The 14746-nt window shown below is 42.7% G+C and carries 7 protein-coding genes; 5 read left to right on the forward strand and 2 right to left on the reverse strand.

Translation table 11 applies throughout. The annotated features are described in order from the left end of the window. Positions 1–82: 82 nt before the first annotated feature. Positions 83–397 carry a hypothetical protein gene (locus tag CYLST_RS08670; RefSeq protein WP_015207334.1) on the forward strand — a complete coding sequence of 105 codons (315 nt, stop codon included), beginning with the start codon at positions 83–85 and terminating at the stop codon, positions 395–397. A gap of 85 nt (positions 398–482) precedes the next feature. On the opposite strand, the gene CYLST_RS08675 is transcribed toward CYLST_RS08670, so the two are convergent. After that, complete coding sequence (locus tag CYLST_RS08675; RefSeq protein ID WP_015207335.1) at positions 483–1715, reverse strand: cysteine desulfurase-like protein; 1233 nt, start codon at positions 1713–1715, stop codon at positions 483–485. 321 nt (positions 1716–2036) lie between these two features. Here CYLST_RS08675 and CYLST_RS08680 point away from each other — a divergent pair, with 321 nt between their 5' ends. The 3 genes from CYLST_RS08680 to CYLST_RS08690 all read left to right on the forward strand — a co-directional run bounded on the left by CYLST_RS08680 (position 2037) and on the right by CYLST_RS08690 (position 6434). Further along, positions 2037–2258: a DUF4327 family protein gene (locus tag CYLST_RS08680; protein WP_015207336.1), complete on the forward strand. Its 222-nt coding sequence runs from the start codon at positions 2037–2039 to the stop codon at positions 2256–2258. A gap of 1105 nt (positions 2259–3363) precedes the next feature. Next, a complete protein-coding gene (gene ppsA, locus CYLST_RS08685) occupies positions 3364–5808 on the forward strand; it encodes a phosphoenolpyruvate synthase (RefSeq protein WP_015207338.1) in 2445 nt (814 codons plus the stop codon). 116 nt (positions 5809–5924) lie between these two features. Continuing rightward, on the forward strand, positions 5925–6434 hold the full coding sequence (locus CYLST_RS08690) for a universal stress protein (protein WP_015207339.1): 510 nt from the start codon (positions 5925–5927) through the stop codon (positions 6432–6434). Between the two features lie 679 nt (positions 6435–7113). Here CYLST_RS08690 and CYLST_RS08695 read toward each other — a convergent pair. Further along, positions 7114–8409, reverse strand: coding sequence for an EndoU domain-containing protein (locus CYLST_RS08695; protein ID WP_015207341.1), 1296 nt, complete (start codon positions 8407–8409; stop codon positions 7114–7116). 1419 nt (positions 8410–9828) lie between these two features. Here CYLST_RS08695 and CYLST_RS32205 point away from each other — a divergent pair. After that, on the forward strand, positions 9829–14520 hold the full coding sequence (locus CYLST_RS32205; protein WP_015207342.1) for a PAS domain S-box protein: 4692 nt from the start codon (positions 9829–9831) through the stop codon (positions 14518–14520). Positions 14521–14746 lie beyond the last annotated feature (226 nt).

A 14746-nucleotide genomic window follows, 5' to 3' on the forward strand; every position in this document is an offset into this window, starting at 1 on the left:
GAATTATCTCTGAAGGTTCATCCCAATAGGAATTTGGATGACTTATTCTGGCAAGGTGCCTGCTAGAAAAGATTAATAACAAATGTTCATAACCAAAAGTGCGAATACCGAATCTGGGCGTAGTGACTTCGCCTCAACTCCATCAGATTTAGTTAAAGAACTAACCGACGCCACAGCAGAACAACTCTCTGGTGGAGCTATCAGCACTCCTGATACTAAAGGCGGGAATAGCGGCAAAACTCCAGCGACTCTAGGCAATAGCGGACTTAATCTGATCCTCCCGCCAACTCCTCCTGTCGCCGCTACCCTACCAACCCCCAAATTAGCGCGTCTAGGGCCTCTCTCCTTAGCTAACAAGACGAATGAGAAAGAAGATACACCACCTCCTCAACCTTAGCTAAATAATTTTCTGTGCTAGTACAACTCGGCGAAAATAACTTCCGTTACCAATTACCAATTACCAATTACCCATTACCAATTACCTAAAATATCTGCTCAAAAGCGGCAATCAGACGGTCAACTTCCTCAAGTGTGTTGTAATGCACCATACTCACCCGCACTATGCCACCTTGGGACGCTAACCCCAAATATTCAATTAGTCGTTTAGCATAAAAATCCCCGTAACGAATACCAATATAATGTGGGTCAACTTTTGGCGGAATGGTCGAGCTATGAATTCCATCTACCACAAAAGAGATAGTGGGAACACGAGATTGAGAGTTAGCCTGTGTTTGACCAATCACGCGTACACCAGACTTGCTGTTGAGGTAGTTCAGCAAGCGTGAGCCAATTTTTTCTTCATGGCTGCTGATTAAGTCAAATATCTGCCCCATTTGCGATCGTAAATCAGGTGCTGTTTCATTACCGTAATGCAGTTGTGCTAATTCACTCAGGTAATCACATAAGCCCAACATGCCATAACTCAACTCAAAATTAACATTGCCTAACTGATATTTATAAGGAATATTTGTCTGATCAATAAAATAATGATTCAATCCAGGCATTGTTAATAAATGCTCTTGCTTACCATAGAGTAAAGCATAATGTGGTCCATAGACTTTATAGAAACTCAAAACATAGAAATCCACATCTAAATCTTGGACATCAATTAATCTATGTGGGGCATAAGCAACACCATCTACACAAATCATCGCCTCCCGCTGATGCACAAAGGCAGCAATCTCTTTAATGGGGTTGATGGTGCCGAGAATATTAGATGCGTGAGTCAAGGCTACCAGTTTTGTACGCTGACTCATTAATAATTCTAAATCTTCTAAATGTAGTTCTAAAGTATCTGGGCGAACTTGCCAAAATTTTATTTTTATTCCTTTTTGCTCTAAAGCAACCCAAGCGCCAATATTTGCTTCATGGTCACAATTAGTGACAATAATCTCATCGCCTGGTTTTAAGGTTTTAGACAAACAAAGGGCAAGGACTTTTAACATCATTGTTGTCGATGGACCCATCACCACTTCTTGAGGAGAATCAGCATTAATTAAAGTAGCCATTCCCCTAGCTGCCAAGTCCACCCGTTCTCTAGCCAGTTGAGAGATACCATAAGAAGCCCCCGGCTGGACATCAGAAGTTAGGAGAAACTCACTAATTTTATCTACGACTTTTTTTAGGGATTGTGAGCCGCCAGCATTATCAAAAAAAGTCCATTCACCAGTTAAAGCGGGAAAATATGGGCGAACTTTGTCAAGATTTAGAAACATAAAATAACTCCTCTGGATAATTGGGATGAACTAAGAAGCAGTAAATTTTTTATCCTTCTCCCTAGCTTACCTTTTAGCAAGCCTAAAGTGAGGGTAACCACATCCAGTTTTGTTGACAACTGGTGACGTCAGCCTACTAATTCTGCAAGAATACCTCTAGAGGGGGTATACTTATGGTCTCAAAAAATGCGTCTGGCTCCAGCAAGTATTAATATTTTTATTCTTCACAAATTTCGCCAATTTTTTGATAAGTTTAAAGTGGAGGCAAAGAAGTTATTGCCTGGAATCTTAATTCCTTGATCAAAGACGAAGGAACGAGCTATGGATACTGCGATTAAATACGACATTGAAGTTATTAAGGAAGAAGCACTACAACTGGTAAAAAAGGGACTTGTTAACCGTCAACAGCCAATTTATGCCATTTGTAGATATATTCCTGACCGGGAATGGGCTTATTTTGAGCATGAGCTAGAAAAGAACGAATATTTGCTCAGAGATAGGATTATCGACCTCATCGGCCGTGAAGACTGGGAAGAAGATTAAAGCTGCACTGACAAATCGCCACTTTCTTCGCAGCAACCCAAATCAATTCAAAATTCACCACTAATATCTGAAAATATAAATCCCCCGAAGGACTTCGGGGGATTTAAGTCTCTAGATTAGCTTCTGGCTGTAGATTGGGGTTTGATTAAAGTTATCCTTTCATTGGTCAGCCTGATCCAAAATCTAGTCGTTAGATGCATAGACTCGGCGCTTGTTGGCGGCATAACCCCATATCTTGGGTGAAAACGAGATGGTGAAAGCAGCCAACAAGCGTTGGCTTACCAATGAAAGTCCAGGTTTTTCCCAAGGGAAAATTCCTTGTTTTTCAATTGTTAGCTAAGTTATGGCTATGGCAGGTAGTAGCCCACTAATGGGCATAAGAATTTTTATGCCCTTGCAAGAGAAATTAAATATGTTATGAATAGCTATCATTCCACCAGTTAATTTTTAATCTTATACGGTCAGTAACCCATCGCTACTTACTTAAGTAATCAGGATTTTTACTATGTTCTTTTTACTGGAATTTTTAGGCATCTTCTCTAAGATAGCCGCTGATAAAGAACTAGAACTATTACCTAAGAATACAGGCATTTCTTGCCAGCAACTACGACAAAACCAGTAAGTTCCAGAAGTACGTATATGTTGTAAGAGCACCGTAGAGCAGCAAGGACAGTAATTCATATTTTTGTAAATCCTGTTAATAAATTTGTTATTGCTAATTAGGGCAGCCTGTTGACAACCCCAGGGGAACTAAAAACAATTGGCTTACTTATATTTTGACTTTAATTTATAAATATGAGGAACTTGTGAGGAAACTTAAAATACTAATGTGATTAATTAATATATATATATTTATCCTTAATATTTATACATACTTGCCAACCGATGACATGGAAGTTAATGGAAGCTGTAACTTCACCATTTCCGGCTAATTAAAGCTATAACTTCACAATTTCCGGAAATTTTCTGCTTGTAAATAGCTGTAAGAAATATATCCTCACAAGATCCTCAAACTATTGGACTATAAACATAACCGTGCGGATGAGGAGCAGATCAATTTAGTACACGCTGCTTAAATATCTGTTGGAGTAAGGGAATCTAAAATATGTTAGAAACATTACTTAATCAAGAAAGCGATCGCCCAGTGCCAAGAGAACAGGCCCTAGTGTTACCTTTTGGTACAGTTGGGATCGCAGATATTTCCCTGGTTGGTGGTAAAAACGCTTCGTTGGGGGAGATGATTCAGCAACTTAGACCGAAAGGGGTGAAAGTTCCCACAGGGTTTGCTACCACTGCTTATGCTTATCGCTACTTTATCTCTAAGGCAGGTTTGGAAGCCAAGCTGAAAAAGATTTTTGCAGATTTAGATGTGGAGGATGTCAACAATCTGCGGCAGCGTGGTAAAAAAGCCAGATATTTGATGCTAGAAACGCCATTTCCTCAAGAATTGCAGCAAGCGATCGCACAATCTTACCAAGTTCTCTGCCAAGACTATGGTGTTGATACCGATGTTGCCGTTCGTTCTAGCGCCACCGCTGAAGACTTACCCGATGCTAGCTTTGCCGGACAGCAAGAAACCTATTTAAACGTCCACGGTATTAAATCTTTACTAGAATCTTGCCACAAGTGCTTTGCCTCAATTTTTACCGACCGTGCCATTTCCTACCGTCAACATAAAGGCTTCGACCACTTCAACATTGCCCTCTCGGTAGGGGTGCAAAAAATGGTACGTTCTGACCTGGCCGCTTCTGGCGTGATGTTCTCTATTGACACAGAAACAGGTTTTAAAGATGCAGCACTGATTACTGCTGCCTACGGACTGGGTGAAACCGTAGTCCAAGGAGCAGTTAACCCAGATGAATATTTAGTATTTAAGCCTACCCTCAAGCAGGGATATCGCCCAATTATCAAAAAGAGCCTGGGTAGTAAAGAAATTAAGATGGTCTATGACTTGGGGGGGATGAAACTAACCAAAAACATCACCGTTCCCCATTCTGAACGCAGCCAATATGCCCTGAATGATCAAGAAATTTTACAACTGGCGCAATGGGCTTGTGTGATTGAAGAGCACTATACCCAAGTGCATGGGATTGATAGCCCGATGGATATTGAATGGGCAAAAGACGGTTTAACCAATGAATTGTTTATCGTTCAAGCTCGTCCGGAAACGGTACAGTCCCAGAAGGTAAAAAATGTCCTCAGCAATTATCATCTCCAAGAAAAAAGTCAAGTGCTGCTTACGGGCCGTAGTGTCGGGGAAATGATCGGCCAAGGTAAAGCCAGAGTTATTCTCGATGTGCCGCAAATTCACCAGTTTCAAGCAGGAGAAGTACTGGTGACAAACCGCACTGATCCCGACTGGGAACCGATTATGAAACGTGCCAGTGCGATCGTTACCAACTCTGGCGGCAGAACCTGTCACGCGGCAATTATTGCTAGAGAGATGGGAATTCCGGCAATAGTTGGCTGTGGTAATGCCACCGCTGTGTTGACAACTGGGCAAGAAATTACTGTTAGTTGTGCTGAAGGCGAAACAGGCAAAGTTTACCAAGGTTTATTGCCTTATGAAGTCCAACAAATACCACTAGAAAACTTGCCCCGCACCCACACCAAAATCATGATGAATGTGGGCAATCCAGAAGAAGCATTTGGTTTAACAGCTATTCCTAACGATGGGGTGGGATTAGCGCGAATGGAATTTATTATTGCTAATCACATCAAAGTCCACCCGCTAGCATTGCTGCACTTTGATCAGTTAGAAGATGAACTTGCTAGATATAAAATTGCTGAGTTAACTACTCAATATGAAAATAAAGCAGAATTCTTTGTCGATAGACTAGCGCAAGGGATTGGGACGATCGCTGCGGCTTTTTACCCCAAACCAGTCATAGTCAGGCTTTCCGACTTTAAGAGCAACGAATACGCCAACCTTTTGGGAGGTAAACAATTTGAACCCAAAGAAGAAAACCCGATGCTTGGCTGGCGTGGTGCTTCTCGCTATTACGATGAGCGCTATCGCGAGGGTTTTGCCTTAGAGTGTCAGGCGATGAAGCGGGTAAGGGATGAGATGGGTTTAACCAATATGATTTTAATGGTACCTTTCTGTCGTACTCCTGAAGAAGGACAGCGGGTGCTGGCAGAAATGGCAAAGCATGGCTTGGTACGGCAAGAAAACGGCTTGCAAGTCTATGTGATGTGTGAGTTACCCAGTAACGTGATGCTAGCAGATGAATTTTGTCAAGTATTTGATGGCTTCTCTATTGGTTCCAATGACTTGACACAATTAACTTTGGGACTAGATCGGGATTCAGGTTTAGTGGCCCATCTGTTTGACGAACGCAATGCAGCGGTGAAGCGAATGATTGCAAATGCGATCGCCACTGTTAAACAGCATGGACGCAAAATCGGTATTTGTGGCCAAGCACCCAGTGATTACCCAGAATTTGCCCGCTTTTTAGTAGAACAGGGGATTGACTCGATCAGCCTCAACCCTGACTCAGTACTCAAAACCCTACTAGAAATCGCCGCTGCTGAAGCAAATAATCATTAGATATCTGGAGAAAAATAATGTAGAGATGTTGCATGCAACGTCTCTACAAGCTTCCTGCTAATGACTTATAACTGATGAATTTTAACTAACCACATTTAAATTAAGACTTCTTCAAAATGTTACAAAAACTTTTAGTAGTGATTAATGATAATACAATTGACTCGCATATTTTTGAGCAAGCTTTATCTTTAGCAACAGCCAATAATGCCCAATTGATTTTATTGCAAGTTCTCTCACCTTTTGATAAACGCTACAGAAACCCTCCAAAGCTACAAAAAGAGGATATCTACGCAATTCCCCAAACGAGAGATTTAGACTACTTTTTAGGATACTGGGACTCTCTAAAACAAAAGGGAATTGAATTACTCACATCACTCACTAACCAGGCAATCGCCGCAGGTGTCAAGGCTGAATTTACTCAAGAAATCGGCGATTTCTGCCCTCAAGTATGTGAGGTAGCTGAAACGTGGAAAGCTGACTTAATTATTATCGGTCGTCATGGTCTGAGTGGACTAAGTCCGTTTTTGTTGGGTAGCGTCAGCAATTACCTACTCCGTCACACAACTTGCTCAGTGCTGACAGTTCAAGATGCAACGCCTCAAGTACCTTCAGTAGCCCTAGTTTAGTGAGTTATTCTCTTTTCGTTCGATATCGGCGCGATCGCTATTTCCCGGTTAAAGTCTATTGACCAAGAATTGTCTGTAGAAGATTCTGTAGAACTTGACTGTCTAATTCCTGAAGTTGACCAAGTTTCCTGATTACCAGACTTTTCTCAACTGTAGTTAAAGCTGGCTTAATGATTGAAGGTTTCACCAGTCCAGCCGCTTGCTACTCTGTAATTGTCATTTCACCAAATGCACTGGCTGGATTAGATTGACTGGTAACAGCTATGCATTCAACAATTGATATAGCTAATTCGTGCATTACCTCTAAATGCTCATACTGTCATCTTATACCAAGAATAAATTATTTGAGAAAAAGAAAAACCCGGTTTCTTCTAGAAACTGTGTTTCTAACAGGTTTTATCAAATCTGATGGCTATAGAAGTCTCTCATGAATGCGATCGCCTCACCCAATCATTCCCAGCATCAACACCGATTGTAGATGTAAAGACAAAAAATGGTGGGCAATGCCCACCCTAGGAATGAGGTTAAATTCTTACTTCAAACTATCTTAGGACTTAGGCAAGTATCACAATAAACATCTATTGTAGGGTGCGTCAGACTCGATATATCTGGCAAATAAACAGATTTTTGACATCTGACGCACTCTACTAATGTGCCAGTTGCGTAAGTCCTGTATCTCTTAAGGCGCACAGTTGGGATTACCGCTAGGAGTAGCATCAGGATAGAAAGTGCGGATACCACCATCTCTTCTCACAAACACCGCTGAAAAGGTTTGACCATTATCAGTTAGAGTCAAATTACAAGCCGAGTTAGTGGAACCGATATTGGGATTTTGCTTATAACCTAAAGCACCTTTTTCTAGAAACTCTTGTGCATTCAAGGTGTAGGGATAACCTTTAATGGAAGATTGAGCCGTACCACTACCTACCTTCATAATTACCCCCATCGTGTAGATTACGTTAGGAATAACTTCTTCTCTAGAAGTATTATTGGTTAATCTTCCAGCCAAACCCTTCTCTTGCAGTTCTAAATAACGACCAACATAATGTAGCCCGCCAATGGAACCGCCGGCAACAGGTTCTCCACAGAACACATGCTCAAAGCCATCTGCATTAAACCAGACAGCAGTCAAATCTGCTAAAAACTGTGCATCCGAAGTCCTTCCAGCAACCAGAAATCCGCCCACATATTGTTTGATATTTGCCAACACAGTCGGATTGTTATTCATCAAAGTCTGAAAGCTGGCGCTACTGATGGCTGTACCAGGGGCACTACACAGGTTAACTACAGCTTGGTCAAAGCTGTTTAGAGTTGGGGCAATGGGTGTAACATCGGCGGGGCTGCCGTATGCTAATCCAGACACAGAGTTGTTGATATTGTCAAAGAATGGCACGGAACCAGCAGGTAGAGAGGGAGGAGTCGTCCCACCAGAAGAGCCATAATCGGTGATGACAATGTCATCAATATTGGTTCTGTTGGCTGTGCCATCAGTCTTGCGAACTTCACAGCGCACTGTACCAGAAATATTAGGCGTGAAAGTTGCTGTTGCCAGTGTTGTGGAACTGGTGGTGATTGTCGAACCGACTTGTGCCCATAAAGTTCCACTGTTGGTCGAACACCATAAACCCCAATTGGTACTAGCATCAGAACTATACTTGGCGTGCTTGATAGTAATTGTACCAGCACCTGTGGTGCGGTCAAATTTCATTGTTACTTTACCGCTGTTACGAATGCGGGTAGATTGAGTCCCGCTTTTGACATCGCTGGTAGTATTGCCAATCAAGGCATCATTTAAATTCCAAATGCCTGTATTGAGTGTAACATCAGCCGCAGCGTAGGCGGCTTTTGTCCCAGATTCAAATCCCTCAGAAACTGTAGCGCTATTTGCCCTGAAGCTAACAAAAGAAACCAGCAAGAAAGCTCCGCCGGTTACCTTCAAAGATGAAACTAACTTAGATTTACCTAATAGAGTCATGTGCTTGACTAATTATTAATTGATCTAGGAAATGAAAGTTGATTAGCTATATCTGTCCTATTCGTTTTCAAGAATTAGAAATCAGCTGTCCACTAATTAGTCTCTCATCTTCACCTTATTGGAGATATGACAGAAATTCTTGTATAAGGGTACACATATAAGAAAATATGACTCAATTGCAGATTGACTCAAATGTATTTATTGTCGAGTTATCTGCTCAGTTCTGCTTAATCTTCATCTTTAAGCCACAGCATGCTAACGCGGTTATTACTCAGGTTTGGCTTGCAAAGTTGTAGCAAGTGGTGTGGATTTAGGGGGAGCTACGAGTGTTTGATTTATCATGAATGAACGACTTTTCAAACATCCTCTAAGGGAAATGGTATGACGGGATGACTTTCTCAATCACTTCTAATACGGTTCGGTTAACGTTTGAATCTATTGAAGATCACGCCAACCCACGCCACTTGACGGCAGTTGCTACAACTCTTAGAACCCCATACCAGTTGCTTTAAGTCGGGAAACTCTAGTCGAGCAGTGGCTCCCCTAGCCAAGGGGTGCTTTTAACTCTCTTTTATCTGCTGATACAGTAATTATTTGGTAATCTGTTTTACTTCTTTTACCTTGTCTATAAAATACGACACACGCAATCAAAGACGAACAGTGCCTAGTAAAATATGTCAAAATTTAATTTTTTCTAAAAAATAGATTGAATTTACATACAATTTGCTTAGGGAGGTGATTCGTTAGTACTTCATCAGTTTTCTCATCTATGCCTAACATTCATCAGTCAATCTGCTATCTAAATGTGTTTTATATTACTGATAGGTTGCCACACTAGCAAACTGTAATTGCACAAAAGCAAAGGTTTACAAATAAGTAAGATGAAAGCTCTGACTCTTTTAAATAAAAGTCATCATCTGTAGTGATGGCGACTTAAGAGTTACCTGTTGTTGAGAAGATTAAGATGGAAGTGGCGTTACTGCTATGCTTGAGGATAGCGGCTACATATCACCAAAGAGAGAAAATGTCAGTGAGCGTAGTCAGGCGTTTGTGTGAGGTGCTCCTTCATCAGGCAATCTCACCTGTTTGAGCCATTTTGATTCATCAATTTTTATCCCGCATGACTGCCAAAACTATCAATTAGAGTAATCTCTTGAAGATAAAAGATCATCTATCCCTAATTTGACAATAGAATGAGTTTGACAACTACAAAATTCCATTGCCGTCCTAACTAGGTTACTAATTTCGGCCATAGCCCGCACATACTGCCTTGTAAGATTGGCATAGCGTAATTCAGGGATAAACTGGATAAATTGGTTGTTATAAGACAATAAATGCTGATTTACATCAATTTGCTTCCTATAAGTTTCTCTAAATTGTTCTGACGAAAATAAGATAATTAAGATTGATGAATTAACTATGCGACTCAATGAGCATCTAATTGATTTGCCTACTTTATATCATGTTATTGATCGTTCTCCCTTAACGATTAGCCCTGATAGTTATGTAGTCGATGCTATTTTCTTGATGAATCAGGAACGAAGTAATAGTTTGACACTGACTAGCTTCAATCCATCATGTAATTCAAACCTCTGGAGCCACCAAACAACTAGCTATGTCTTGGTGGTAGAGGGAGGCCAGTTATTAGGCATATTCACGGAGCGTGATATAGTCCGGTTTACAGCTACTGGGATAGACTTATCCAAAGCGAGAATGGCTGAGGTGATGACGCGGCAACTAATCACCTTGACGACAACAGATGCTCAGGATATCTTCACAGCTTGGTCACTATTGCGTCAGCATAGAATTCGCCATTTACCGATTGTGGACGATGGGGGACACTTGCTAGGAATTGTGACCGAAACAAATTTGCTGCAAGCGTTTGACCTAGTGAACATGGTTGGTGTTGTTGAAGGTTTGCAGCAAAATTTACAACATCCACAAGCCGAATTAAGCCAGGAAAATCGACAAATAGATGCTGTACACTGTCAAACTCACAATCATTTCAGGCAATTGGTAGAGGCAGACTCTGTTGAAGCGCTCCAAATTAACGAGGAACTTCAGCAGACTCTAGAAGAACTCCAAGTTGTGGAAGAGGAACTGCGTCAACAAAACGAAGAACTAGCCGTTGCCCGTGAGATAGTAGAATTAGAGCGCCAGCGTTACCAAGATTTGTTTGAGTTTGCTCCTGATGGCTACTTAGTCACCGATGCAGATGGCATCATCCAAGAAACTAACCATGCAGCAGCAAATCTGCTTTCTGTACGCAAAAAATATTTGGTCGGCAAACCATTAGTTGTGTTTATTGCCCAGTCAGACCGCCAGAGCTTTATCACTCAACTGCGTAATTTGCAGCACTTACAGCACTGGGAGACTTTCCTCCAGCCACGGGATGGCGTACCTTTCGCAGCTAGTATCAGGGTAGCTGTTGTGTGTGATGCTCAAGGTAAGCGAATCGGCTGTCGTTGGTTACTGAGTAACATTAGCGAACAGCAAGCTGCGCTACGCGAACGCAAACGGGTCGAGGAAGCACTGCGCCAAGCTACTGAAGAGTTAGAAAACCGGGTGGCAGAACGCACAGCAGAACTTTCTCAAGCTAACGTGCTGTTGCAACGAGAAATCACTGAACGTCAACGCGCTGAGGAGGCATTGCAGCAGAGTGAGAAACTCTATCGTCAGCTTGTTGAGAGTCAGTCTGATTTGATTGTCCGGATTGATTTGCAAATGAGGATTACTTTTGCGAATACAGCAGCCTGTGAAGCGTTTGGCCAGCAACTAGATGAGTTCCGCGGTCAGTCGTTATTTCAGTTTTTCCATCCAGATGACATGGTGGAAGTCATGGAAAATATGAGGCTGATCACATTGCCACCCTATCGGTTGACGACTGATGAGCAACGCGCCTCCACAGTCAATGGTGTTCGCTACTTTCAATGGAATGTTGCTGCCATTAGGGATGAAACAGGAGAGGTAGTTGAATTACAAGCGGTAGGCAGAGATGTCACCGATAGCAGGCAGATGGCGGCAGAATTGCGGCAAAGTGAGGAGAAATTTCGCCATTTTGCCGAAAATATCCAGGCAGTTATCTGGATTGCCAGTTCAGGTTCATTCCAAGAAGCCTTTTATGTGAGTCCTGCTTACGAGAAGATTTGGGGACGGTCTTGCCAAAGTCTGTGCGACCAGCCGGAGAAATGGATAGACACAATTCATCCAGACGATCGCGATCGCATTTTTGCCAAACTACAGCGACACAGCCTTGGTGAACCGAGTGATGTAGAATATCGGATTTTGCGACCTGATGGAACAGTGCGCTGGATTTCGGATCGGGGCTTCGCCATGCGCGATGAACAAGGTAATCTTTATTTTTATGGTGGCATTGCCGAAGATATCACCAAGCGCAAACAGTCAGAGGAAGCACTAAGGCAAAGTGAAGAGAAATTTCGCCATTTTGCCGAAAACACCCACGCGCTTATCTGGATAGCCGAGCTGGAGTCCGGGGACAACCTGTATGTAAATCCTGCTTATGAGAAAATTTGGGAACGCTCTTGTCAGAGTTTGCGCGACCAGCCTAACTCCTGGATAGATACAGTTTATCCAGAGGATCGCGATCGCCTAATTGTCAAACTGGAACAACAAAAACTGGGCGAGTCAACAGATTTAGAATATCGAATATTGCGACCTAATGGAGCAGTGCGCTGGATTTGGGATCGCGGCTTTGCCATACGAGATGAACAAGGAAATATCTCTGCCTATGGTGGCATTGCCGAAGATATCACTGATCGCAAGCAGGCAGAAGAGTTACTGCGAGAAAGTGAGTCCCGACTGAGTTTAGCTCTAGAAGCAGCCAATATGGGAATCTGGGACTGGAATCTCCTCACCCAGGATAAAATTTGGTCTCCCAATGTAGGTACACTTTATGGTCTACCCAGCGGCACATCGTGCCCCAGCATTGAAGACTTTCTCAATTTAATTAATCCGCAAGACCGCGAGCCGTTTAGTCAGGCTGTAAAACGCAGCATTGAGCAAGGAGTCGAATTTCTGATCGAATATCAGGCTGTTTGGCCCGACGGTAGCCAACATTGGTTAAACGGCAGAGGTCAGGTTTACTATAACGACACAGGCCAGCCAATACGGATGATTGGTACAACGAGAAATATTAGCGATCGCAAACAGGCAGAAATCGCACTCCGAGAAAGCGAAGAACTTTATCGTTCAGTTGTCACAGCCTTGCGCGAGGGGATTTTGCTCGTAGATACTGATGGCAAGATATTCGCCTGCAATACCAGCGCTGAAAGCATTCTTGGGCTTACCGCCCAACAGATGATCGGCAATACCCCTGGCAAATTCCTGGGGTCTAGCATTCATGAAGACGGCTCTCCCTTTGATCATGACAGTTATCCAGTAGCATTGACCTTACAAACAGGTGAATCTTATGGCAATGTAGTCATGGGAATCTACAAGCCGAATGGACAATTAAACTGGATTTCGATTAATTCCCAACCGCTATTTCATGGCAATGATCCTACCCTTTATGGAGCGGTTGCTTCCTTTACTGACATCACTGAACAGCAAGCTGCCCTACACGAACGCCAGCAGGCAGAACAAAAAATCCGCGAACAAGCGGCTCTACTTGATATCGCCACCGACGCAATTTTCGTACGCGATTTACAAACCCAAATCTTATTCTGGAATCAAGGTGCAGAGCGGTTGTACGGTTGGCAAGCTGAGGAAGCTCTGGGCAAGAACCCCAACGAGTTATTCTACCCAGAAACTTCGCAGCAGCAAGAGATCGCTTCCCTGCAAACCGTCATCAAGTCTGGCTCATGGCAGGGTGAGTTGCAGAAAATTACCAAATCCGGTCAGGAAATTATTGTTGAAAGCCGTTGGACACTGATGTGCAATGCCCTAGGGCAACCAAAATCCATCCTCACCGTTGATACCGACATTACAGAAAGAAAACAACTCCAAGCGCAGTTTTTCCGCGCCCAGCGACTGGAAAGCCTCGGCACTCTTGCGGGTGGCATTGCCCACGACTTGAACAATATATTGACGCCAATTATGGCAGCAGCGCAATTGCTCAAGATGAGATATTCCCAGCATGATGAGCGCTATCAACAACTACTGACAATCATCGAAAACAACTCCAAACGCGGTGCAGCTTTAGTCAAACAGGTATTATCTTTTGCCCGTGGATTTAAAGGTGAGCGCACGATTGTTCAAGTCAAGCATCTGATTGCAGAAATTATTCACATTGCCAGGCAGACGTTTCCCAGATGTATCGAATTTACTACAGAGATACCGGAAGACCTCTGGGCTGTTACTGGAGACGCCACACAACTGCATCAAGTACTGATGAATTTAGTTGTAAATGCCCGTGATGCCATGCCAGATGGCGGCACTCTCAGGGTTTGTACAGAAAATATGTACATTGACCAAGCCTATGCCCAGATGAATCTTGATGCTAAAGTCGGGCATTACATTGTCATTACTGTTGCGGATACAGGAATTGGGATGCCGCCAGAAATCTTAGATCGCATATTTGAGCCATTTTTCACCACAAAAGAGGTCGGCAAAGGTACAGGATTGGGTCTGTCAACGGTGCTGGGGATTATTAAAAGCCACAACGGGTTTGTTAATGTCTTCAGCCAAGTTGGTAAAGGCACTCAATTCAAGTTATTTTTGCCATCCGTAGAAGCAACCCAAGTGCTAGGCACAGACGACCTAGAAATAGTTCCAGGACAAGGAGAACTGATTTTAGTTGTGGATGATGAAGTCCAAATTCGTGAGATTGCCAAAATCATCCTCGAAAACCACAACTACAGGTCTCTGACTGCTAGTAATGGCATCGAAGCGATCGCACTTTACGCCCAGCATAAGTATCAAATCAGTGCAGTCTTAATGGATATGATGATGCCAGAAATGGATGGGATCACCGCCATCCGCACTTTGCAAAAAATGAACCCACAGGTAAAAATTATTGCTTTTAGCGGACTAAGCTCCACAGAACTATTTACCCAATCTACTGGAATCCAAGTTCAAGCATTTTTATCAAAACCCTTCACAGCCAAAGAATTATTGCAAAATTTAAACCACATACTCAGCGCCCAGAGTTAGTAAGTTCTTCTCGTCGAGATAAATGCCTCAACCGCCCATCATGTACAGCAGATAACCCTATTGAATGCCAAGATGCTGGTGACAAAAAACGAATTTTTAGCCAAGATTGCGAAAATTTGAGGAACTTGGCTCAGATCATTTGGGCTTACCTGGGCTGCCCACACCACCGATAAATAAATATTATCTAACTCCCCAAAGTAGATAAAGTTTTTCCGAATGGGAGATT

The organism is Cylindrospermum stagnale PCC 7417 (assembly GCF_000317535.1).
GTDB classification, from domain to species: Bacteria; Cyanobacteriota; Cyanobacteriia; order Cyanobacteriales; family Nostocaceae; genus Cylindrospermum; species Cylindrospermum stagnale.

Coding starts and splice junctions, on each gene's coding strand:
- CYLST_RS08670 (WP_015207334.1), top strand. CDS start 83: ATGTTCATAACCAAAAGTGCGAATACCGAATCTGGGCGTAGTGACTTC.
- CYLST_RS08675 (WP_015207335.1), bottom strand. CDS start 1,715: ATGTTTCTAAATCTTGACAAAGTTCGCCCATATTTTCCCGCTTTAACT.
- CYLST_RS08680 (WP_015207336.1), top strand. CDS start 2,037: ATGGATACTGCGATTAAATACGACATTGAAGTTATTAAGGAAGAAGCA.
- ppsA (WP_015207338.1), top strand. CDS start 3,364: ATGTTAGAAACATTACTTAATCAAGAAAGCGATCGCCCAGTGCCAAGA.
- CYLST_RS08690 (WP_015207339.1), top strand. CDS start 5,925: ATGTTACAAAAACTTTTAGTAGTGATTAATGATAATACAATTGACTCG.
- CYLST_RS08695 (WP_015207341.1), bottom strand. CDS start 8,409: ATGACTCTATTAGGTAAATCTAAGTTAGTTTCATCTTTGAAGGTAACC.
- CYLST_RS32205 (WP_015207342.1), top strand. CDS start 9,829: ATGCGACTCAATGAGCATCTAATTGATTTGCCTACTTTATATCATGTT.